At 61.7% G+C, this 20,530-nt stretch carries 23 protein-coding genes and 4 tRNA genes; 15 read left to right on the top strand and 12 right to left on the bottom strand.

Features of this window, described 5'->3' with window-relative positions:
- Positions 1–122 (bottom strand): GTP-binding protein (locus tag AC0L14_RS33475; protein WP_246677656.1); only part of this gene is annotated, 122 nt, incomplete at its 3' end.
- 468 nt (positions 123–590) lie between these two features.
- On the opposite strand from AC0L14_RS33475, the gene AC0L14_RS33480 reads away from it, so the two are divergent.
- On the top strand, positions 591–1,316 hold the full coding sequence (locus tag AC0L14_RS33480; protein WP_473752078.1) for a DMT family transporter: 726 nt from the start codon (positions 591–593) through the stop codon (positions 1,314–1,316).
- 66 nt (positions 1,317–1,382) lie between these two features.
- On the top strand, positions 1,383–1,829 hold the full coding sequence (locus AC0L14_RS33485) for a GFA family protein (protein WP_473752079.1): 447 nt from the start codon (positions 1,383–1,385) through the stop codon (positions 1,827–1,829).
- Between the two features lie 115 nt (positions 1,830–1,944).
- Here the strand turns inward: AC0L14_RS33485 and AC0L14_RS33490 are convergent.
- Both AC0L14_RS33490 and AC0L14_RS33495 read right to left on the bottom strand, forming a co-directional pair.
- Positions 1,945–2,018: transfer RNA gene (locus AC0L14_RS33490), tRNA-Gly, on the bottom strand.
- 71 nt (positions 2,019–2,089) lie between these two features.
- A tRNA-Tyr gene (locus tag AC0L14_RS33495) sits at positions 2,090–2,174 on the bottom strand.
- Positions 2,175–2,373: 199 nt separating this feature from the next.
- On the opposite strand from AC0L14_RS33495, the gene AC0L14_RS33500 reads away from it, so the two are divergent.
- Positions 2,374–3,222 (top strand): TrmH family RNA methyltransferase, encoded by an 849-nt coding sequence (locus AC0L14_RS33500; protein ID WP_473752080.1) that lies wholly within the window; start codon positions 2,374–2,376, stop codon positions 3,220–3,222.
- Between the two features lie 71 nt (positions 3,223–3,293).
- Here the strand turns inward: AC0L14_RS33500 and AC0L14_RS33505 are convergent, their stop codons facing one another.
- The 3 genes from AC0L14_RS33505 to gcl form a co-directional block, all read right to left on the bottom strand.
- On the bottom strand, positions 3,294–4,328 hold the full coding sequence (locus tag AC0L14_RS33505) for a 2-hydroxy-3-oxopropionate reductase (protein WP_473752081.1): 1,035 nt from the start codon (positions 4,326–4,328) through the stop codon (positions 3,294–3,296).
- An 81-nt stretch (positions 4,329–4,409) separates the two neighbouring features.
- The gene (gene hyi, locus AC0L14_RS33510; RefSeq protein WP_473752082.1) at positions 4,410–5,207 is read right to left on the bottom strand and encodes a hydroxypyruvate isomerase; all 798 of its coding nucleotides are present in this window, start codon (positions 5,205–5,207) and stop codon (positions 4,410–4,412) included.
- Between the two features lie 199 nt (positions 5,208–5,406).
- Positions 5,407–7,188 carry a glyoxylate carboligase gene (gene gcl / locus AC0L14_RS33515; RefSeq protein WP_473752083.1) on the bottom strand — a complete coding sequence of 594 codons (1,782 nt, stop codon included), beginning with the start codon at positions 7,186–7,188 and terminating at the stop codon, positions 5,407–5,409.
- Positions 7,189–7,390: 202 nt separating this feature from the next.
- Here gcl and bhcR point away from each other — a divergent pair, with 202 nt between their 5' ends.
- Positions 7,391–8,275, top strand: coding sequence for an HTH-type transcriptional regulator BhcR (bhcR, locus tag AC0L14_RS33520; RefSeq protein ID WP_473752084.1), 885 nt, complete (start codon positions 7,391–7,393; stop codon positions 8,273–8,275).
- Between the two features lie 61 nt (positions 8,276–8,336).
- The gene (locus AC0L14_RS33525) at positions 8,337–8,831 is read left to right on the top strand and encodes a YbaK/EbsC family protein (protein ID WP_091591224.1); all 495 of its coding nucleotides are present in this window, start codon (positions 8,337–8,339) and stop codon (positions 8,829–8,831) included.
- Here the strand turns inward: AC0L14_RS33525 and AC0L14_RS33530 are convergent.
- From AC0L14_RS33530 to AC0L14_RS33540, 3 genes are all read right to left on the bottom strand, one after another.
- The gene (locus AC0L14_RS33530; RefSeq protein ID WP_095489666.1) at positions 8,799–9,155 is read right to left on the bottom strand and encodes a hypothetical protein; all 357 of its coding nucleotides are present in this window, start codon (positions 9,153–9,155) and stop codon (positions 8,799–8,801) included. The two genes, AC0L14_RS33525 and AC0L14_RS33530, sit on opposite strands and share 33 nt — an antisense overlap.
- 167 nt (positions 9,156–9,322) lie before the next feature.
- Positions 9,323–9,631, bottom strand: a complete 309-nt coding sequence (locus tag AC0L14_RS33535) for a BA14K family protein (RefSeq protein WP_473488698.1) — start codon at positions 9,629–9,631, stop codon at positions 9,323–9,325.
- A 200-nt stretch (positions 9,632–9,831) separates the two neighbouring features.
- On the bottom strand, positions 9,832–9,999 hold the full coding sequence (locus AC0L14_RS33540) for a hypothetical protein (RefSeq protein WP_473546378.1): 168 nt from the start codon (positions 9,997–9,999) through the stop codon (positions 9,832–9,834).
- Between the two features lie 149 nt (positions 10,000–10,148).
- Between AC0L14_RS33540 and AC0L14_RS33545 the strand changes: the two genes are divergently transcribed.
- Positions 10,149–10,224, top strand: a tRNA-Thr gene (locus AC0L14_RS33545).
- A gap of 227 nt (positions 10,225–10,451) precedes the next feature.
- On the opposite strand, the gene AC0L14_RS33550 is transcribed toward AC0L14_RS33545, so the two are convergent.
- Positions 10,452–11,219: a class I SAM-dependent methyltransferase gene (locus AC0L14_RS33550; protein WP_473752085.1), complete on the bottom strand. Its 768-nt coding sequence runs from the start codon at positions 11,217–11,219 to the stop codon at positions 10,452–10,454.
- 240 nt (positions 11,220–11,459) lie between these two features.
- Here AC0L14_RS33550 and AC0L14_RS33555 point away from each other — a divergent pair.
- Together AC0L14_RS33555 and AC0L14_RS33560 are read left to right on the top strand one after the other, a co-directional pair.
- Positions 11,460–11,535 (top strand) — tRNA-Thr (locus AC0L14_RS33555).
- 151 nt (positions 11,536–11,686) lie between these two features.
- Positions 11,687–11,932 carry a hypothetical protein gene (locus AC0L14_RS33560; protein WP_123151014.1) on the top strand — a complete coding sequence of 82 codons (246 nt, stop codon included), beginning with the start codon at positions 11,687–11,689 and terminating at the stop codon, positions 11,930–11,932.
- A gap of 171 nt (positions 11,933–12,103) precedes the next feature.
- On the opposite strand, the gene AC0L14_RS33565 is transcribed toward AC0L14_RS33560, so the two are convergent.
- Together AC0L14_RS33565 and AC0L14_RS33570 are read right to left on the bottom strand one after the other, a co-directional pair.
- Positions 12,104–12,469 carry a hypothetical protein gene (locus tag AC0L14_RS33565; protein WP_473752086.1) on the bottom strand — a complete coding sequence of 122 codons (366 nt, stop codon included), beginning with the start codon at positions 12,467–12,469 and terminating at the stop codon, positions 12,104–12,106.
- A gap of 16 nt (positions 12,470–12,485) precedes the next feature.
- Positions 12,486–13,100, bottom strand: coding sequence for a TetR/AcrR family transcriptional regulator (locus AC0L14_RS33570; protein ID WP_473752087.1), 615 nt, complete (start codon positions 13,098–13,100; stop codon positions 12,486–12,488).
- Positions 13,101–13,190: 90 nt separating this feature from the next.
- Between AC0L14_RS33570 and AC0L14_RS33575 the strand changes: the two genes are divergently transcribed.
- The 7 genes from AC0L14_RS33575 to AC0L14_RS33605 all read left to right on the top strand — a co-directional run.
- On the top strand, positions 13,191–14,297 hold the full coding sequence (locus AC0L14_RS33575) for a polyamine ABC transporter substrate-binding protein (protein ID WP_473752088.1): 1,107 nt from the start codon (positions 13,191–13,193) through the stop codon (positions 14,295–14,297).
- Positions 14,298–14,310: 13 nt separating this feature from the next.
- Positions 14,311–15,156 (top strand): ABC transporter permease, encoded by an 846-nt coding sequence (locus tag AC0L14_RS33580; RefSeq protein WP_473752089.1) that lies wholly within the window; start codon positions 14,311–14,313, stop codon positions 15,154–15,156.
- 2 nt (positions 15,157–15,158) lie between these two features.
- Positions 15,159–15,941 (top strand): ABC transporter permease, encoded by a 783-nt coding sequence (locus AC0L14_RS33585; protein ID WP_473752090.1) that lies wholly within the window; start codon positions 15,159–15,161, stop codon positions 15,939–15,941.
- Positions 15,938–17,002 carry an ABC transporter ATP-binding protein gene (locus AC0L14_RS33590; RefSeq protein ID WP_473752091.1) on the top strand — a complete coding sequence of 355 codons (1,065 nt, stop codon included), beginning with the start codon at positions 15,938–15,940 and terminating at the stop codon, positions 17,000–17,002. The genes AC0L14_RS33585 and AC0L14_RS33590 overlap by 4 nt, the downstream gene beginning before the upstream one ends.
- Before the next feature lie 3 nt (positions 17,003–17,005).
- On the top strand, positions 17,006–17,767 hold the full coding sequence (locus AC0L14_RS33595) for an MBL fold metallo-hydrolase (protein ID WP_473488689.1): 762 nt from the start codon (positions 17,006–17,008) through the stop codon (positions 17,765–17,767).
- A 485-nt stretch (positions 17,768–18,252) separates the two neighbouring features.
- On the top strand, positions 18,253–19,026 hold the full coding sequence (locus AC0L14_RS33600; RefSeq protein WP_473488688.1) for an NAD kinase: 774 nt from the start codon (positions 18,253–18,255) through the stop codon (positions 19,024–19,026).
- Between the two features lie 191 nt (positions 19,027–19,217).
- Positions 19,218–20,530: DEAD/DEAH box helicase (locus AC0L14_RS33605; RefSeq protein WP_473752092.1), on the top strand; the 1,313-nt coding region annotated here is incomplete at its 3' end.

The following is a 20,530-nucleotide window of genomic DNA, read 5'->3' on the forward strand; positions in this document are numbered from 1 at the left end:
CGCTTGTATTCGCCAAAATACTTGGTGATCGCCGCCGTCAGCGACGTCTTGCCATGATCGACGTGGCCAATCGTGCCAATGTTCACATGAGGCTTTGTACGCTCGAATTTACCTTTTGCCATAGTCTCTTTCCTTGGACGGCCTGGACCTTCAGTTCAGTCGAATGCGGGGCGATTAGCGACTGCGGCCGAAAAACACAAGTGCCTTGTGGCCGGGGCTTTCTCACCCGGTCTGAACCCATGATCCGGTTTTCGGGGATGTGGCGCGGATATAGGAACGAACAAGAAGGAATGGAATGGCCGGAGATAGGTTTCGCGGGTACTGGTATTCAGCGGGTGGACATCGCCGCTCCCGCCTGTCCGCTTGCCGGATTTACAGCCGGATCTGGCCCATTGCCGGTGTGGCGCCGGTCTGATTTCCTGATCCGATGCATTTCATTCCGATCGCCATCCGCGGCCCGCTGTTCATGATCCTCTCGACCGGGTCCTATGTCGCCAACGACACCATGATGAAGCTGGCGACGGTGGGGCTGCCGCCCTATGAAGTGCTGTTTTTGCGCGGGACGGCGGCAACGCTTTTGGGGCATCCCGTTGCTGTTTGCGCTGGGCTACGCCAGGCAGATCCCGCTGATCCTCGAGCGGAGAGTGGTGCAAAGAAACCTGCTCGAGCTGGCGGCAATCCTTTGCTACGTGGTGGCGCTCGCCAACATGCAGATCGCCGATTCGACCGCCCTGGGGCAGATCACTCCGCTGCTCATGCTGATTGGCTCCTCTATCCTGTTTCGCGAACGGATCGGCGGGCTGCGCATGGCGCTGATCGGGCTCGGCTTCATCGGCGCGGTGATGGTGGCGCAGCCAACCATGCAGGGCATCTCGGTCTACGCCTTGCTGGCGCTCGGCAATGCGGCATTCGCCGCCGCGCGCGATCTCGCCGGGCGGCGGGTCGCCGCCGACGTGCCTGGAATGATCGTCGCAATTTCCGCGGTGGTGGTGGTGCTATTTGGCTCAGGCGTTGCGCATCTGATGTCCGAGCGTTGGGTGATGCCGGAGACGCATCATTTGCTGCTGTTGGCTGGGGCCGGATTGTTCCTGATCTTCGGCCACTTCTTCATCTTCATGGCCTATCGCGCCGGGCCGACCGGGGTGGTGGCGCCCTTCTACTACTGCTTCACCGTCTGGGCGGTCATTTCGGGGCTGGTGGTGTTCCAGCAATTGCCGAACGCGCTGGCGATCAGCGGCATCCTGCTGGTGGTGGCCAGCGGGCTGACCATCGTGTCGCTCGACGAGCGTAGGCGCCGACTGACCGTCGTCGCATAATTTGGGCAGTGGTGACGAAAACAACGGTTACACCACAAATTTCAACTTGGCCGCTGCCCGTAAAAAATGGAGAAACCTGTGACAAGCCAGGAGAACGTCGGCAACCGCATGCTTGCCGGAAAATGCCTGTGCGGCGCCGTGCAATACGCGGTGGCCGACGAGTTCATCTACGCCGCCAACTGCCACTGCTCGAACTGCCGGCGCACCACCGGTTCGGCCTTCAAGCCGTTTGCCGGCATCGAGCGTGAGAGACTGAGCCTGACCATGGGCGAGGACAACCTCCTGATCTTTGGCGAGGAGACCGGCCACGACGTGCACTGCAAGACCTGCGGCTCATTGCTCTATTCGGTCGTCCGCGACGGCGCCTTCGTGCACGTCGCCATGGGAACCCTCGTCGACGAGCCGACCATCCGCGCGACCCAGCACATCTTTGTCGGCTCCAAGGCGAAGTGGTTCACGATCGCCGACGACCTGCCTCAATATGAAGAGCATGTCGCCGGAGGCGCCGACTGAAGACCGATGACGGCATTGCCGCTCAGGCACTACAGAACCGCCACAGACAGTGACACGCAGTGACACGGCGCATTTTCAAGGAAGTTATTTTCGATAATGACTTCAACAGCATGCTTGGAGCGGGTAGCGGGAATCGAACCCGCATATTCAGCTTGGAAGGCTGCTGCTCTACCACTGAGCTATACCCGCGCCTTTCACCCGAAAACCGCTATGCACTTTTCGGTCCGATGCTTTGCGTTTCAGGGCTTCCGGGCCGGCAGTGGTGGAGAGGGTTGGATTTGAACCAACGTAGGCATAGCCAACGGATTTACAGTCCGTCCCCTTTAACCACTCGGGCACCTCTCCAGTCTGCCGCCGGAGCCATGCAACGAGGCATCGACGCGTCGCAACCGCGTGAGCAGCCCTTCGCGAAGCGCCTTATGGCGGCAGCGCCCAAAACTGTCAACCGCAACATCCCGGCAAAACGCGCTGAATTTCTTGACGACCCGCCGAGCAGGGTATCCGGCTGTATCCATAGACAGACGACACGGCTATAGAACCGGCCATGAGCAACAATAACAAGCCCAAGACCCCGAAAGACACCCACTACGCCAAGCTGCGGCGTGCGCATCGCGATGAGAAAAGCGGCGGCGCGCCGGCGTTCAGGCCGCGCCAACCGGTGCCGCCAGGAGAGACAGCCCCGGACGGCCTGGTGCGGCTTTACGGCCTGCACACGGTGCGGGCGGCACTCGACAATCCGCGCCGGCGGATCAAGAAGATGCTGGTGACGCGCAACGCCGCCGAGCGGTTGGCGATTGCCGACCTCGCCGCACTGCCCTTTGAGACAGAGATGGTCGAGCCGAAAGTCATCGACAAGGTCACCGGCTCCGATGCCGTGCATCAGGGCGTGCTGATCGAAGCCGAGCCGCTAAAACCGAAGCGCCTCGACGCGCTCGGCGATACAACGCTGGTGCTGGTCCTCGACCAGGTTACCGACCCGCACAATGTCGGCGCGATCCTGCGCTCGGCGGTCGCCTTCGGCGCCGGCGCGCTGATCACTACGGCGCGCCACAGCCCGCATGAATCCGGCGTGCTGGCGAAGTCGGCCTCCGGCGCGCTGGAGCATATCGACCAGATCGAGGTGAAGAACCTTGCCGACGCGCTCGGCCAGTTGCACGAGGCCGGGTTCCAGACCATCGGCCTCGATTCCGACGGACCGGCGGAACTCGAGAAGAGTTTTTCGGGAGAAAAGATCGCATTGGTGCTGGGCGCCGAGGGCAAGGGCCTCCGCCAGAAGACCCGCGAGACGGTGACGACGCTCGCCCGGCTCGACATGCCGGGCGCCATCCGCTCGCTGAATGTGTCGAACGCCGCGGCGGTGAGCCTTTATGCGGCGAGGAAGTTTTTGGGGTAGGGGAGTAAGGGAGTAGGGACGTGCAAGTTTGCCGCATGCCGTGATTAGACATTTCCTACTGCCCTACTGCCCTATTCCCCTAGCCCATGTCCCGCCATTCGCTCCAGCGCCCTGACCAGCGCCGAGTGATCCTCCTTGGCGCCACCATTGGCCGCGCAGGAATTGAACAATTGCTGCGTCGTCGAGGTGTTGGGCAGCGAAACGCCAAGCGCTTTTGCCCCTTCCAGCGCGAGATTAAGATCCTTCTGATGCAATTCGATGCGGAAGCCCGGCGCGAAGCTGCGCTTGATCATGCGCTCGCCATGCACTTCGAGGATGCGCGAGGCGGCCAGCCCGCCCATCAGTGCCTGACGGACCTTGGCCGGATCGGCACCGGCTTTCGATGCAAAAACAAGGGCTTCGGCGACCGCTTCAATGGTCAACGCAACGACGATCTGGTTGGCGACTTTGGTGGTCTGGCCGACGCCGTTGGGGCCAACCAGCGTGATGTTCTTGCCCATTTTTTCGAACACCGGCCTGGCGCGCTCGAAGGCCTTTTCCTCGCCGCCGACCATGATGGTCAGCGACGCGGCCTTGGCGCCGACCTCGCCGCCCGACACCGGCGCGTCGAGATAGTCGCAGCCGAGGTCGTTGATCTTCCTGGCAAAAACCTTGGTCTCGATCGGCGAGATTGAACTCATGTCGATGACCAACTTGCCCGCGGTCAAACCCGAGGCGACGCCGTTGTCGGCGAACAGCACGTCGGCCACCTCAGGCGTGTCGGGAACCATGGTGATGACGATGTCGGCCGTTTTCGCAACGGCGTGATGGCCGGTGACGGTCTTCAGACCCTTGGCGACGAGATCGGCCGGCGGTTTCGAGCGATGGTCGCTGGCGACAACGGTGTAGCCGGCGTCGAGAAGATGCCCCGCCATCGGCGCGCCCATGATGCCGAGGCCGATGAAACCGATGGTGTCCATTTGATTATCTCCCTGGTGTTTCCTTGTTGAGGCCGCGTTCCGTGGCGCCCCCCTCTGGCCTGCCGGCCATCTCCCCCACGGGTGGCAGTTCCGGCGCCGGCATTTGACTTTTCCAACCTCGAAAATTGGCGAAAGCGGCGGTGACATCCAATCTCCCCACTTGTGGGGGAGATGGCCGGCAGGCCAGAGGGGGGCGCGAAGGAACTCGACTTCAATAATCCTTGACCCCTACGCCGCCGCACTGCCCTGCCCGGCCAATTCCTTGAACCATCCCAGTCCGGCTTCCGTCCCGCCCTTCGGCTTGTACTCCGCCCCGACCCAGCCGGAATAGCCGATACGGTCAATGTGACTGTACAGAAAAGGAAAATTGATCTCGCCCGTCCCCGGCTCATGACGGCCGGGATTGTCCGCAAGCTGGATATGCGCGATGCGGCCGAGGTTGGCCTCGATGGTGCGGGCGAGATCCCCTTCCATGATCTGCATGTGATAAATGTCGTATTGCAGGAACAGGTTCTTCGAGCCGACGCGGTCGATGAGCGCCAGAGCCTGGTCCGAATAATTCAGGAAGAAGCCCGGAATATCGCGGGTGTTGATCGGCTCGATCAACAGCCTGATGCCGGCCTGCTCCAGCTTCTCCGCTGCGAAAGCCAGGTTTTCGGCGAAGACGTCTTCCAGCATGCTCCGTTCAAGGCCTTGCGGCGCGATGCCTGCGAGGCAGTTGACCTGTTCGCAACCCAGCGCATGCGCGTAGGTGATCGCCTTGGCGACGCCTTGCCGGAACTCGGGAACACGATCCGGCAACACGGCAATGCCGCGCTCGCCCTTGGCCCAGTCGCCGGCCGGCAGGTTGAACAGCACCTGCGTCAGGCCGTTTTTCTTCAGCCTCGCCGCAACCACCTCCGGCGCATGGTCATAAGGGCCGATATATTCGACACCCTTAAAGCCGGCGCGGGCGGCGGCATCGAAGCGGTCGAGGAACTCGTGCTCGCCAAAGAGCATCGAGAGATTGGCTGAAAAACGTGGCATCTTTTTTCTCCTTGTTTTCGCCCGGCCCACGCTGTGGCGAGGTTCAAGTCAGGCCGAGCCGGAGTCGAAGACGGGCGCGAAGCGACCAAACCAGGTGGGTTCCGAGAACCGGAGCGGAGCGTACTTTTGGGTACGCGGGCACCGGAAGTACCAAGAAACCGCCGTTTGCAGGCCGGCATCACCTGAATATCAGCACAGTTTAATCCAGCATGACGATCGCCGTGGGTGCGTCTTCGTGATGTTCGGCAAGCTCCTCGAATTCGGTGATCTTGTCGATTTCGGTGCCCATCGAAATGTTGGTGACACGTTCGAGGATGAATTCGAGCACGACTGGAACCTGATGCTCCTTCATCAGGCGCTGCGCCTGCTTGAAGGCGCCGGCGAATTCCTCCGGCCTGCGCACCCGAACCGCCTTGCAGCCCATGGCCTCGGCGACAGCAACGTGGTCGACGCCATAGCCGGCCTCGGGATCGTCTTTGCGGTTGACGTTCTCGAAGGCGAGGCTGACTTCGAAATCCATCGAAAAGCCGCGCTGCGCCTGGCGGATCAGGCCGAGATAGGCATTGTTCACCACGACATGGATATAGGGCAATTTATGCTGCGCTCCGGCTGCCAGTTCCTCGATCATGAACTGGAAATCATAGTCGCCGGACAGCGCCACGATGGTGCGCTGCGGGTCGGCGGCGCGAACGCCAAGCGCTGCCGGCAGCGTCCAGCCGAGCGGGCCGGCCTGGCCGCAATTGATCCAGTTGCGCGGCTTGTAGACATGCAGGAACTGCGCGCCGGCGATCTGCGAAAGGCCGATCGTGGTGACATAGGTGGTGTCGCGGCCGAATGCCTTGTTCATCTCCTCGTAGACGCGCTGCGGCTTCAGCGGCACCTGGTCGAAATGCGTCTTGCGCTTCATCGTCTTCTTGCGGCCCTGGCATTCTCTGGCCCAACCCGACCAGTCGCGCAGTTTCCGCGCCGTCTTCCACTCGGTGGCGACGTCGAGCAGCATTTTCAGTGCCGCACCGGCATCCGAGACAACACCGAGATCCGGCGCGAAGACACGGCCGATCTGGGTCGGCTCGATGTCGACATGGATGAATTTTTTGCCCTTGGTGTAAACATCGACCGAGCCGGTGTGGCGGTTGGCCCAGCGGTTGCCGATGCCGAAGACGAAATCGGCCTCGAGCATCGTCGCGTTGCCGTAGCGATGCGATGTCTGCAGCCCGCACATGCCAGCCATCAGCCGGTGGTCGTCGGGAATCGCGCCCCAGCCCATCAGCGTCGGGATCACGGGCACGCCGGTGACTTCGGCGAACTCGATCAGCAGATCCGAGGCATCGGCGTTGATGATGCCGCCGCCGCCAACGATGACAGGCTTTTCGGCCGCGTTGAGCATCGCCAAGGCTTTCTCAGCCTGGCTGCGTGACATTGCCGGCTTGAACGGCACCAACGGCTCATAGGCATCGATGTCGAACTCGATCTCGGCCAGTTGCACATCGACCGGCAGGTCGACGAGAACCGGCCCCGGCCGCGACGAGCGCATCAGGTGGAACGCCTTCTGCAGCGCCATCGGCACGAGGTAGGGTTCCATGACGGTGACCGCCCATTTGGCGACCGGTGCGGCAATGGCGGCGATGTCGACGGCCTGGAAATCCTCCTTGTTGAGACGCGCCCGCGGCGCCTGGCCGGTGATGCAGAGGATCGGGATGGAATCGGCCGCGGCCGAATAGAGACCGGTGATCATGTCGGTGCCGGCCGGGCCTGAAGTGCCGATGCACAGGCCAATATTGCCTGACTTGGCGCGGGTATACCCTTCGGCCATGTGCGATGCCGCCTCGACATGGCGTGCGAGGATGTGACGGATCGTACCCCTCGCCTTTACCGCCGAATAGAACGGGTTGATCGCCGCACCCGGCACGCCGAAGGCGCAGGAAATGCCTTCCTTTTCGAGAACGAGAACCGCTGCGTCGACCGCGCGCATCCTGGCCATGTCAGCCTCCACGGAATTTGTTGCTGGCCGAGAATGCCAGTGCGCCGGCTATTTTTCAATTTTTTCAAAATATTTTTTCATTTCGAAGAACCGGCGACTACATTCTGATTTCATTGTGTTTTCCGTTTTCCATAAAACTGCCTGGCAAATTAGTGAAAAACTTTTTCATTGCGCATTTGGCGAAATCGGCAAGAATGCCGCCATGGAAACCACCGAAAAACGGCAGCGCGGGCGGCCGCGTGCCTTCCACGGTCCGTCCGACGCCGCTTCGGTGCAGTCGCTCGACCGGGCGCTGCGCATCCTCGCCATCGTCGCCGACGGCAGCGGTCTGTCGCTGAGCGAGATCGCCGCGCAGAGCGGCCTCCCCGCCTCCACCGCCTACCGCATGCTGACGACGCTGGAAAACCACGACATGGTCGAGTTCGACGGCACCGATCAGCTCTGGTCGATCGGCGTCGAGACTTATCGCATGGGCGCGGCGTTCTTGCGCCGCCGCAAACTGGTCGACCGCGCCCGCACCGTTATGCAGGAACTGATGGAGAAGACCGGCGAGACCGCCAATCTCGGCGTCGCCGAGGACGATTGCGTCGTCTTCGTCAGCCAGGTCGAGACGCATCAGGCGATCCGCGCCTTTTTCCGGCCGGGCACGCGCAGTTCCTTCCATGCGTCGGGCATCGGCAAGGCGGTGCTGGCGCATCTCGAGCCGGAGCGCGTCGGCGCCATCCTGCGTCGGGCCGGGCTGGAGCGCTTCACCGAAAAGACGCTGTCCGACATCTCGGCGCTGGCCCGCGATCTGGTGACGATCAAGCTGCGCGGCTGGTCGGTCGACGACGAGGAGCGGCACCCCGGCATGCGCTGCGTGGCCGCCGCCATCTTCAACGAGTTCGGCGAGCCGATCGGCGGCGTGTCGGTTTCGGGACCGACGGTGAGGGTGACGCCGGAGCGGCTGGCCGAGATCGGCCCCCTGGTGCGCGAAGCCGCAACGGAAATAACCAGGATGATTGGTGGTCTGCCGCCCCCTTCTTCACCAAGCCGCGCCGCCGAACCGGGTTCACTCTTCGAGATTGGCGCTGCGCGCTCACCTTGACAGCCGCCCGGCTACGGCCAAGTTTGCGTCCACCTTCCGCCAGCCGACGCCCGAAAGACGCATGAGCCTCCAATCCGTCAAAGCCTTCTTCGCCGAATATGCCCCCGACATCGAGGTGATCGAAACGCCGACAAGCTCGGCGACCGTCGCGCTCGCGGCCGAGGCGCACGGCGTCGAGCCGGGGCAGATCGCCAAGACCATCTGCCTGCGCGTCGGTGACCGGGTCATGCTGGTTGTCGCCCGCGGCGACGCGCGCATCGACAATCGCAAATCGCGCGATGCATTCGGCGGCAAGCCGCGCATGCTCGATGCCGAGCAGGTGGCCGAAATCACTGGCCATCCGATTGGCGGCGTCTGCCCCTTCGGCCTCGCCTCGCCGTTGCCGGTCTATTGCGACGTATCGCTGCGCGCCTACGATCAGGTCGTGCCAGCGGCCGGCGCAACCAATGCAGCGGTGAAAATAGGCGTCGAGCGCATGGCAGCGCTGACCGGCGCCGAATGGTGCGACATCTGTCAGGATGAGCTAGGCCCCGGGCACCGCGCTCTTGGTCGATAGGTCGTAGAAATCAAGCAGCATCGCCAGCCCAACTCCGCAGGCGGTGAAGATGAGGCCGGCGATGAAGATGCGGGTGGCGCGTTCATAGACGCGTCGCTGTAGAGACGTTGTGTCGAGCAGCAACCGCAGCGCTCGTATCTGCAAGGCAATGCCTATCAAAATCGGCACGACGGCTGCCAGGTGATAGATTTCCCAAGGGAGCGGGTTGGCGGCCCAATGCGTGATGAAGCCCAGCGAGAAAGCCAGTAGAATGCCGACGGTGGTGATCGTGCCGTTGCGGAAATCCGTCTCAATCTGCTCTTCCTTGGGTTCGTGCTCGTCCAAGCGTCCCTCTCCCTCTGGTGCCTTCACCGCCAGACTAAGCTGTCGAAAAATCCCTGTACATCCCTCGCTGGAACCGGTTGCGGTGCCGGGTTCAATTTTGCAACCCAGACAGCTGAAAGGGGCAGTGGGTGCCCCTTTTTCCCTTGCCTGAAACGGTTCACCTCCCCTCAAAGCCGGCAGCGGTGACGGTAGCCGTCGTAGCCGACATAGGTGTCCGAGTACGGATCGTAACTCTGATAGCGGTTGAGGCAGCGCCGGACGTGCCATGAGCCGCCATTTTCCTCGATATAGACGGTGCGCGGCTGGGCGAGCGCGCTGCCGAGCAGGAAGCCGCCGACGCCGGCGGCGATGCCGATGCCAAGGTGCTTGTTGTGATGGTGCTTGTGATGGGCGGCCGAAGGCTGAACGGTGCCGGCCAGCATGGCGGCGGCGACAGTGGTGGCGATGAGGCCGGAAACGATGGTGCGCTTGAACATGACGATCTCCTTGCTGCGTTGTCTGAGAGGCGATCCATCCCGCCTCTTGACCATCAGTCGTTGCAGCAAGGAAAAAGGTTCGACGGTTTTTTTGGATTTTTTCAAAAGCGCAAAAGCGGCCGAACTGAACAGGTTTGCAGTCAGGCGCGCAAATTACGACCGGCGAGAGCGCCGATCGACAGTCGCACCGGCGGGAGGCCTCAGCCCATGCCGGTGATATGGCGCAGCCAGAAGGCAAGCGCGATGAAGCCGATAATGGTGGTGACGCCGGTCCAGTCGACGTTAGCGCCCTTCAAATCCTTGATGAGCTTCACCAGCAGAATCCAGGCCACGACGACGATCAGGGCAATGACGACAAGTCTGATCATGCGACACCCTCGCCTATGCGATTGCACCTTCGATCAATATAGGAGGCGAATTGGCCGTTTTCAGGATGCCCGCGCCGGCAGCTCCGGCGCGTTCGCCGACAAAACAGAGTTTTGTCCTTACTGGCGCAACATGCTAACCGGAGCGCCGTGCCCTTGTAGCTCAACTGGTAGAGCAGCGGTTTTGTAAACCGAAGGTCGGCGGTTCGATTCCGTTCGGGGGCACCAACAAAATCAAATACTAGAAATAATCCGGCCATTTGTCTTGTTCTTCCGCAGTAAGGGTAACGACACGGGGTAACCAGACGTACATGCTAGATGTCTCCGCCGCCATTGCGGGATGGAAGTTGAGCGAAGCGGAACCGAAGTGTTACCCGTGGTACTTCAGGTGACCGCTATCTGAATCCCACGCCCCCCGAATAGGAGGGCCCGCCTGCGAGCAGGTTGGCCAGATATCACTGACGTCTTTGCGGATGCTTTCGGATTGCAACAAGCACCGCGCCGTCATCCAAGCTACATTCAACAGACCCTACCGCGGCCAGCGCCTCAGTGGCATCCACCGCATCCCCACCCGGTCCAGGCCCTCTGATAACGAAATGTCCTTTCTCACATGTGAAGTCCCACTTGTGCAGCTGCTTGTACGATTCCGTCTTTCCTTCGTTTTCAGCATGATAAAGCACGACGAAACCATCATGTTTTGTGACCGAGAGCATCTGTTGTATTGCCTCGAGTGGACTAGCCGTGTGGTCTATACAATTCTGTCCATGCACGATGTCGAAACTGCAATCGCCAAATTGGGTGTTAAGATTTTCGGCGTCACCAAAGACTGTTCGCACAAGAGGTTGGATCCAAAAATCTCTCAGAACTTGATCATATTCTGATGCCAGCAGGTCAGTTGCAGTAATCATGATCTCTTTCGAGGCATGAACCTTGCCGAGCTTCGTCAAGGGGCCAGCGCCGACATCGAGTATGTAAACTGGGTTGGTCGTCAACCTGTCGACATATCGCCCAACGTGATCCTGAATTGGTAAATTGGGGTCAAGACGTTCCTTGTAGTCCTCTGGCCAGAATGATCCCTGAGTGGAGAACCAGTGTCTCCAAAACAGAACTTCGTCTCTGAGCTGTTGGGATCGGCTGTCTCCCTCCAGCCAGCGCAGGATCTTTCGTCCGAGCCGCCGAGCCCTAGTCAACACCGATCTTCTCAGAGACCCTTCTCTAGCCATGACGGGAATCCTCGCGGTGAAGAGGGTTTACGGTCCGCTCTGGCCACGACGACGACCAGGGCAATGACGACAAGTCTGATCATGCGACACCCTCGCCTATGCGATTGCACCTTCGGCCAATATAGGAGGCGAATTGGCCGTTTTCAGGATGCCCGCGCCGGCAGCTCCGGCGCTCCGTGGGGCAGCCGAAACTGAGTTTTGTCTTTACTGGCGCAACAAATATGCTAACCGGAGCGCCGTGCCCTTGTAGCTCAGCTGGTAGAGCAGCGGTTTTGTAAACCGAAGGTCGGCGGTTCGATTCCGTCCGGGGGCACCAGCAAACAGCTTCTTGTGAGAACCTCCCACGGGCAGGCGATATCTGCTCATCCCCGATTTCCACAGGCCGGGCCGTATCACATCAGCTTCAACGCATATATTCCTGAGCGGAACTACAGGTATCCCCCTGGCCGAAACCATAGGAGTCGCCGTTGGAGCAGAAACGCACGATCGCACCCTTTATTGGCGGCATGTATGGCAGCCTTGCTGCCCTCGCGTTGGCGTTCGGTTTCCGCTTCCTGATGATTCCCGATCCTGATCCAAGCTCGCAAGCAACGATAACCCTTTCAGGACTGGCCTTTTCGATTTGTTTCAGCCTGACCTTCCTTCGCGAGCATCGACGCCAAATCGCTGCCGCGAGAGAATTTCTCGGCCGTCCAAGATCGTATCGGGACTAATCTCCCGCGTTCTGCAACGCAAAGCGCCCATGCCCTCCCTAGGTCCTCCGGGTCGTGCCCAGGCAATCAGAACCAATGGAAGCACCAGGGATGCGGACCGGCCGGCATCTCCTGCTCCCGGCCATTCTAATGCCATTCGATTAAAATGCGCCTGTGTATATTAGCAATCGCTCAATTTAGCGGGCCGACAATGTCTGTGCGGTGGGCTAAACAACGGGTGGTGTTATGCGAAGCGACTTCGCTGCAGCGCGCGAGCTCTTGGAGTGTGCCCAAAACCGGCTCTGCGGCATGGACGAAACGAGCCAACGCGTCGGCGAGGCACTCGACTCCCTGATTGAAGAAATAGCCATCGCGGAATTCCGCAAGGCGCCATTGACCGTCGTGCCGTTTCCGCGTGCGCGGCCGCCAAGGCATGCCCGGTAAACCGCCGATCGCGCCGATATGGGAAGTCAGCAGCGGGAGTGCTCCACGCACCACCAGCTGATTTGATCCTGCGCGATTGCGGCTTAGCGGCGTCCGGGCCACCAGAAATCCCATCGAGAGATCCCGCCCCTCACACCGCGATCGCCGCCACCAGAATCCGGTTCTGCCGGCGTATCGCGGCGCGCAATTCGGCAATTCTGGCCTCGTCGCGCTTCACGAACTCGATGAACATCATGTTCATGTTGTTGAACACCAGTTCACCCAAGGCGTGCCCGTCGATATCGCGGCGCACCAGGCCGAGCGCCTGCAGGCGGGCGATCAGGGCGCGGATCTGTTCGGTCAGCGCCCGGTCGAGCGCGGTATAGGCCTGGCCGAACGGGCTGTCGGGCAGTTGCGTCGAGATCGCCATCGCCTGACGCCACATCTCCTTGCTGAGGTAATGCAGCGAGTGCTCGATATAGATGCCGAGCAGCGTATCGAGCGCATCGCCGACATTGGCCGGCGGGTTGGCAACCACGCCGCGCCCGGCGTTGAGCACCTCGTCGACCTCCATCGAAACGATGGCGCCGAGGATATCGCCCTTGTTCTGGTAATAGTTGTAGATCGTGCCGACCGAGACCTCGGCCTGCGCCGCGATGGTCTCGATCTTGGCGCCTTCATAGCCGGCCTCGCGAAAAAGCTCCGCCGCCGCCTCGATGATACGGCGATGCCGATCCGCCTTTTGCCTTGCCCGCAATCCGCTCATATCGGCTATTTGCCATAAAAACAGAATTGACTCAATTTTAGAATTGGTTCAATTTTTGTCACAAGCCAAAAAGGCAAGGGAGAACACTCGATGCGCATTCACCTGACGACCCCGAATCCAACTGCCAAGAATCCGCTTTCCGTTCTGAAGAGCCATCTCCACGCCGCTTGTGCTGCGACAGCACTGCTGCTTGCGACGGGCAGCTTCGCTCAGGCTGCTGATCTCAACGCTTTGATCTGGTGCGATCACGCCGATCCGGCGTTGTTGCAGCCTTTCGAGGAGGCCAATGGCGTCAAGGTCAACGTCAAGGAGTTCGAAGGCACTGGCGCCGGTATGGCGATTGTCGAACAGTCGCAGCCCGGCGACTGGGACGTGATGGTGATCGACAGCATCGACATACCGCGCGGTGTCGAAAAGGGCCTGTTCGAGCCGCTGCCGGAAGACAAGCTGCCGCTCGCCGACCTCTTTTCCCAAGTGAAGATGGACAGTTCCACCGTGGTCGACGGCAAACGCTACGGCATCACCGAAAAGTTCGGCTACAACACGATCGGCTACAACAAGACCAAGGTCGATCCGGCCGACATGCAGTCGATGGCCGCACTGACCGGCGACAAATACAAGGGCAAGATCGCCATCTACGACTATTACCTGCCGGTCATCGGCATGGCCGCACTGGCGATCGGCAAGAAGACTGCCGAATTGACCGAGGCCGACCTGCCCGCAATCAAGGACGAGCTGCTCAAGATGAAGGCCAACGCCAAGCTGGTCGGCGAGGTGACCGCGAGCCAGACGGCGCTGGCGACCGGCGAGGTCGACATTCTGGTCGGCGGCGGTGAGTGGGTGACGGCCGGGCTTGCCAAGGAGAACCCTGCCCTCGACTTCTCCATCCCGAAAGAAGGTGCTGTGCTGTGGTCGCAGTCGCTGGCCATGTTCAAGGACTCGGAAAACAAGGACATGGCGCTGAAGTTCATCCAGTACATCATGAGCCCTGAAGGCCAGGCGCGGCTCGCCACCTCGGCCTGCTATTGGGGCATGCCGGCGAATACCAAGGCGGCTCTGACCGATGAGCAGAAGAAGATCCTGCGCTTCGCCGAGCAGCCGGATTTCCTCGCCCGCGCCCAGCCCTACCCGGCGCCGAACGCCGATCTCGACAAGAAAATGCAGGACGTCTGGACCGAAATGCTGCAGGCGCAGTGACCGGTCGCCGGTCGTGAGCGCTACTGGAAACACCGGGCGTGCCCTGCCCTGGGCGCTGGTCACGCCGGCGCTCGGCTGGACGCTGCTGTTCTTCGTGCTGCCTTTTCTGGCCATGGGGTTTTCCAGCCTGACGGCGCATGACGGCGGCGGCTTCACGCTGTCCAACTACAGCCAGTTCTTCAATAATCCGGCCTATTGGCAGGCGATGGTGAACTCGCTGCAGGTCACCGCCATTGTCACAGTGGTTTCGGTGCTGCTCGCCTACCCCTTCGCCTGGATCCTGGCAGAACAGGTGCCGGAGCGCTGGCAGCGGCTGGCGCTGATGCTGGCGGTGCTGCCGTTCTGGACCTCCTATGTCGTGCGCTCCTATTCCTGGCTTCTGGTGCTGGCGCAGAACGGCGTGATCAACCGTGCGCTGACCGGCTCCGGCCTGTTCAGCGAGCCGCTGCAGATCGCCAACACACGGCTGGCCACGATCATCGGCTTCGTCCATTTCTTCGTCATGCTGTTGACGCTGACGATCTTCGCCAATCTGAAGCAGCTCAGCCCCAGCTACCGCAAGGCCGCCGCCGATCTCGGCGCCGGGCCGGTGCGCACGTTCCTGCATGTCGTCCTGCCGCTGACCTTGCCGGGCATCATGGTCGGCGCCTTTCTCACCTTCGTGCTGTGCATCGGCGACTACATCACGCCGCAGATTCTCGGCGGCAACAACGAGCTTTTGATGCCGCAGCTGGTGATGATGCAGATCGGCCGGCGCGGCGATTTTCCGCTCGCCTCGGCGCTGTCGATCATCCTGATGGCGGTTGTCACTGTCGCCTATCTCGCCTGCGCCCGCTGGCTCAAGATCGAGCGGGCCTGACCATGCGCGCTCTTGTCCGTATGGTGTCGTGGATCTATGCCGTAGCAATCTATGGCTTCATCTTCCTGCCGGTGGTCGTGCTGGTGCTGTTTTCGCTGCAGGCGACGTCGTTTCCGATCCCGCCCTTCACCGGGCCGTCGCTGCGCTGGTACGACGCCGTGCTCGCCGACACGCGGCTGACCTCGGCACTGGTCAATTCGCTTGGTGTCGCGGCTCTCTCGTCAGCTGCAGCCGTCGCGCTGGGTTTCCTCTCTGCCTGGGGTTTTGCGCGTTTCGCCCTGCCGGGCTCAGGCCTGATGCGCGGGCTGATCACGTTGCCGCTGACAGTGAGCTATCTCATCATCGGCATGGGATTGCTTGTGCTGTTCAACTGGACCGGCGTGCCAAAATCGCTGCTTGCCGCCGGCATCGGCCATGTCGTTATCAACCTGCCGCTGTGCTTTGCCATCATCTACAGCCAGATGGGCGACCACCAGATCAATATCGAGCGCGCCGCGCGCGACCTCGGCGCGCCCGAATGGAAGGTGCTGCTGCTGATCACCGTGCCTGTCATGGCGCCGGCGATCTTCGCCGGCTTCTTCCTGTCGATGACCTTCTCCTGGGACGAATTCGTGATCTCGTTCCTGCTGACGCGCTTCGACACGACGCTGCCGGTCGAGATCTGGAACCTGCTGCGCTCAGGCCTCAATCCCAAGACCAACGCCGTCGGCTCGCTGGTCTTCGCCGTCTCCATCGTGCTGGTGGTGTTTTTTGAACTGATGCTGCTGCGGAGAAAGCCGGCATGATCGCGCCACTGGTCGATATAAGCTCTGTCTCGCACCGCTTCGGCCGGCACACCGTGCTGAAGAACGTCTCGCTGACGATCGAACCGGGCAGCTACACGATCCTGCTCGGGCCGTCGGGCTCCGGCAAGACGACGCTGCTGTCCATTCTCGGCGGCTTCGTCACGCCGAGCGAAGGCAAGGTGCTGATCCGCGGCGAGGACTGCACCGCCGTTCCGCCGGCGAAGCGGCCGACGACGACGGTGTTCCAGGACTATGCGCTGTTTCCGCATATGAGCGTCGGCAGCAATGTCGGCTTCGGCCTGCGCATGCAAGGCATCGATGCCGCGACACGGACCGCGCGGGCGCGCGAGGCGCTGGCGCTGGTCGGGCTGGCGACTGCCTTCGACAAGAAGCCGCACCATCTTTCCGGCGGCCAGCGGCAGCGTGTAGCGCTAGCCCGTGCCCTTGTCGTCGAGCCGGCCGTGCTGCTGCTCGACGAACCGCTCGGCGCGCTCGACCTAAAATTGCGCCGGCAGATGCAGGACGAACTGAAAGCGATCCAGAAGCGCGTCGGCACAGCCTTCATCCATGTCACCCATGACCAGGAAGAGGCAATGGCGCTGGCCGACCATTGCGTGGTGATGAATGACGGGCGCATCGAGGACGAAGGACCGCCCGAGCGCGTCTATGCGCGGCCGGCGACGCGCTTTTCCGCGACCTTCATGGGTGAAAGCACGCTGATATCGGGAACGGTAACGGCGGCGAAGGACGGAACAATCACTGTCGCGACGCAGGTCGGACCGCTTTCGCTGACCGGCACATTGCCGGCCGGGACGACTGTCGCCCTCGCCGTCCGTCCGGAGCATCTTGTCCTCGGCGCGGCCGGCGGCGCTGTAGGGTTCGGCACGGCCAAGGTGAGCGACGTTGTGTTTCAAGGCAGCTTCAAGCGCGTGCTTGCTGTCTCCGAGAAAGACCCGACGCTGCACTTCATCGCCAGGGTTGCTGCCGCTGCGGCCGTCCGGCCGGGCGACATCGTTGCGGTTTCGTGCGACGCTGGCGATATCATCTTTTTGACGAATTGAGCCATGGGCGCGCTTCCGGTCATTGATGCAGCGAACTGGTATGAAACCATCCGCATGGGTGATGGCGTGACGCTGATCCACGAGCCGTGGATCAAGCCGTTCTTCCGCTGCAACATCTGGCATGTGAGCGGTCGCGACCACGATCTTCTGTTCGACACCGGCCTCGGCCATTTCAGCCTGCGGCGCCATGTGCCGCTGGTGACGGAGCGAAAGCTCACCTGCGTGGCGAGCCACACCCATTTCGACCATATCGGCTGCCATCACGAATTTCCGGACCGCTGCGTGCATGCGGCCGAAGCGGAAATCCTCGCCGATCCGCGCAATGAGTGGACGCTCGCCGACCGCTATGCCACCGACGCAATGTTCGACGGAATGCCGCAAGGCTGGGATACGGCGCGCTACGGGATCCTGCCGGCGCCGGCCGATCGCTTGCTCGAACAAGGCGACGTGATCGATCTCGGCGACCGCGCCTTCGAGGTGATCCACACGCCGGGCCATTCGCCCGGCGGCATTGCGCTCTACGAGAAGAAGACCGGCACCCTGCTGTCCGGCGACATCATTTATGACGGCCCGCTGATCGACGATGTCTATCATTCCGCCGTCGACGACTATGTCGAGACGCTGTTACGGATGCGCGAGCTCAAAGTCGCGGTCGTGCATGGCGGCCACTTCCCGAGCTTCGGCAAGGTGCGCTATCGCCAGCTTATCGACGAGTATCTCGCACAAAAGCGGCAGGCCGGCTGCCATCTGCTGCAGGCGCGATAAGCACCGGTCTTTCGTATCGCAGGAAGTGCCTGGCGAATTCACAACGCCCTTTGCGGGCACGGTGTGCCGGCGGCATCGCCGCAGCGTGAAGCCGTGGGCTGGGGTCTCAAACTCGTCTCTTCCGACTGGCGCACCAGTTGGGCAAAGGCAAGAGCAAAACTTCCCAGCATCAGGACGATGATAATCAGGCGTGTTACCGGCAATAGATTGGTCCGACTGGCTGGCCCCCACGCCGCCCATCCACTGCCGGCTAACATGGTCGATCCGGCTTTACGAGAGTTTAAGCTCCGTCTTAACCATCACATTCGCTTGTCACTTGACACGATGCGCGAGCACCTGACCGGCAGCTCTTCCCGGCGCCGTGTCGAGCAGCGCCACATGCCTCCCTTTGCAGATTTGCCCGCCCATGCTAACCCGGCGCTGGCGCGGCCCAAGCAACCGAGCGCCACCAGCCGGTCGCCACCAACCGTCGACATTGGGGAGCCATGAACAAAGCCGCCAGCCGTTTCGCCTTCGTCTCGTCCGACACAGCCGACGCCAAGGCGGCGCTGGAGAGCCTGTCGGCGCGCTATGGCCAGGCGTCCATCGAGGATGCAGAGATCGTCGTCGCCCTCGGCGGCGACGGCTTCCTGTTGCAGACCTTGCGCGACACGATGAGCACGGGAAAAAAGGTCTACGGCATGAACCGTGGCACCATCGGCTTCCTGATGAACGAATACCGCGCCAGCGGATTGACCGGGCGCATCGCGGCGGCCGTTGCCGAAACGATCCGTCCGCTGGAGATGCAGGCGGTGACGGCAGAGGGCGAAACGATCTCGGCGTTGGCTATCAACGAGGTTGCGCTGTGGCGCCAGTCCTACCAGACGGCCAAGATCCGTATCACCGTGGACGGGCAAGTGCGGCTGGAGGAATTGAACTGCGACGGTGTGATGGTCGCGACGCCGGCCGGCTCGACCGCCTACAACCTCTCCGCGCACGGACCGATCCTGCCGCTAGACGCGCCGCTGCTGGCGCTGACCCCGGTCAGTCCGTTCCGCCCGCGCCGCTGGCGCGGAGCGCTGTTGTCCGACAAGGCGACCGTCCGTTTCGACATTCTGGAGCCGGAGAAGCGGCCGGTGAACGCCGCCGCCGACCACACCGAGGTGAAGGCCGTAACCTCGGTTACGGTGCAAGAATCGCCAACGGTGACGGCGACGCTGCTGTTCGATCCGAGCCATTCGTGGAACGAGCGCATTCTCGCCGAACAGTTCCGTTACTGAGCCGGTACGGCGATGGGCAGTTCGATTAAGCATCGCGATTAAGGTTACGACTTCACAATCATGCCAATCCGCGCCCGTTTCTGTTGACAAATCGTGGGCTTGCGCCTACCTGCAATACCAATCTTGCAGGCGCGCGGCGCTTGCCGCGACCGCTTATGTTGCGCCCCCGAACCAGCCAAAGACAGCCAAAATTGTCCTCAGACGCCCAGATCGCTCAAGAAGCGTTGACCTTCACAGACCTCGGCCTGTCGCCGAAGGTCCTTTCCGCAGTCACCGATGCCGGTTACACCGAACCGACGCCGATCCAGGCCGGCGCCATTCCGCACGCCTTGCTCGGCAAGGATATTTTGGGCATCGCCCAGACCGGCACCGGCAAGACGGCCTCGTTCGTGCTGCCGATGCTGACCCGGCTCGAAAAAGGCCGGGCCCGCGCTCGCATGCCGCGCACGCTGATCCTCGAGCCGACGCGCGAGCTTGCGGCGCAGGTCGAAGAAAATTTCATCAGATACGGCAAGAACCACAAGCTCAACATCGCGCTGTTGATCGGCGGCGTGTCGTTCGACGAGCAGGACAAGAAGCTGGAGCGCGGCGCCGACGTGCTGATCGCGACGCCCGGCCGCCTGCTCGACCACCGCGAGCGCGGAAAGCTTCTGCTCAACGGCGTCGAAATCCTCGTCATCGATGAGGCCGATCGCATGCTAGACATGGGCTTCATCCCCGACATCGAGCGTATCTGCGAGATGATCCCGTTCACCAGGCAGACGCTGTTCTTCTCGGCGACGATGCCGCCTGAGATCACCAAACTCACTGAGAAATTCCTGCACGCGCCGGTGCGCGTCGAGGTTTCGAAGGCCGCCTCCGCCGCCACCAACATCGTCCAGCGGCTGGTGAAATCCGGCTCGAAACCCTGGGACAAGCGCGAGACGCTGCGCAATCTGATTAGGGCCGAGGATGCGGAGCTGAAGAACGCCATCATCTTCTGCAACCGCAAGATCGAGGTCTCGGAGCTTTTCCGCTCGCTGCTGAAATATGATTTCGACGCCGGCGCGCTGCATGGCGACATGGACCAGCGCGCGCGCATGCAGATGCTGGCCAATTTCCGTGACGGCAAATTGCGCTACCTCGTTGCGTCGGACGTTGCGGCGCGCGGCCTAGACATCCCCGATGTCAGCCACGTCTTCAACTACGACGTGCCGATCCATGCCGAGGACTATGTCCACCGCATCGGCCGCACCGGCCGCGCCGGACGCTCCGGCAAATCCTTCACGATCGCCACCAAGTCCGACACCAAATACATCGACGCGATCGAACGGCTGATCGGCAACAAGATCGAGTGGCACGATGGCGACCTGTCGACGGTCGTCGCCAGCGAGGGCGGAGAGGACGATGCTCCCCGCCGTGGCCGCGGCGCCCCGCGCCGCGCCGCCTCCGGTGTTGCAGCTTCGCTTTGCCTGGCGTGGCGTTCGCGTGGCTTGCGTTCGCCCCTGTCCTTGCGGTCACCGTC

The organism is Mesorhizobium sp. WSM4841 (assembly GCF_055811515.1).

Bases quoted from the DNA above. Each gene is read 5' to 3' on its own strand.
- AC0L14_RS33505 (WP_473752081.1), bottom strand. From the start codon at position 4,328: ATGTCACCGCCGCTTTCGCCAATTTTCGAGGTTGGAAAAGTCAAATGC.
- AC0L14_RS33565 (WP_473752086.1), bottom strand. From the start codon at position 12,469: ATGGGATTTCTGGTGGCCCGGACGCCGCTAAGCCGCAATCGCGCAGGA.
- AC0L14_RS33540 (WP_473546378.1), bottom strand. From the start codon at position 9,999: ATGATCAGACTTGTCGTCATTGCCCTGATCGTCGTCGTGGCCTGGATT.
- AC0L14_RS33535 (WP_473488698.1), bottom strand. From the start codon at position 9,631: ATGTTCAAGCGCACCATCGTTTCCGGCCTCATCGCCACCACTGTCGCC.
- AC0L14_RS33575 (WP_473752088.1), top strand. From the start codon at position 13,191: ATGCGCATTCACCTGACGACCCCGAATCCAACTGCCAAGAATCCGCTT.
- hyi (WP_473752082.1), bottom strand. From the start codon at position 5,207: ATGCCACGTTTTTCAGCCAATCTCTCGATGCTCTTTGGCGAGCACGAG.
- AC0L14_RS33595 (WP_473488689.1), top strand. From the start codon at position 17,006: ATGGGCGCGCTTCCGGTCATTGATGCAGCGAACTGGTATGAAACCATC.
- AC0L14_RS33600 (WP_473488688.1), top strand. From the start codon at position 18,253: ATGAACAAAGCCGCCAGCCGTTTCGCCTTCGTCTCGTCCGACACAGCC.
- bhcR (WP_473752084.1), top strand. From the start codon at position 7,391: ATGGAAACCACCGAAAAACGGCAGCGCGGGCGGCCGCGTGCCTTCCAC.
- AC0L14_RS33590 (WP_473752091.1), top strand. From the start codon at position 15,938: ATGATCGCGCCACTGGTCGATATAAGCTCTGTCTCGCACCGCTTCGGC.
- AC0L14_RS33485 (WP_473752079.1), top strand. From the start codon at position 1,383: ATGGAGAAACCTGTGACAAGCCAGGAGAACGTCGGCAACCGCATGCTT.
- AC0L14_RS33525 (WP_091591224.1), top strand. From the start codon at position 8,337: ATGAGCCTCCAATCCGTCAAAGCCTTCTTCGCCGAATATGCCCCCGAC.
- gcl (WP_473752083.1), bottom strand. From the start codon at position 7,188: ATGGCCAGGATGCGCGCGGTCGACGCAGCGGTTCTCGTTCTCGAAAAG.
- AC0L14_RS33550 (WP_473752085.1), bottom strand. From the start codon at position 11,219: ATGGCTAGAGAAGGGTCTCTGAGAAGATCGGTGTTGACTAGGGCTCGG.
- AC0L14_RS33570 (WP_473752087.1), bottom strand. From the start codon at position 13,100: ATGAGCGGATTGCGGGCAAGGCAAAAGGCGGATCGGCATCGCCGTATC.
- AC0L14_RS33585 (WP_473752090.1), top strand. From the start codon at position 15,159: ATGCGCGCTCTTGTCCGTATGGTGTCGTGGATCTATGCCGTAGCAATC.
- AC0L14_RS33500 (WP_473752080.1), top strand. From the start codon at position 2,374: ATGAGCAACAATAACAAGCCCAAGACCCCGAAAGACACCCACTACGCC.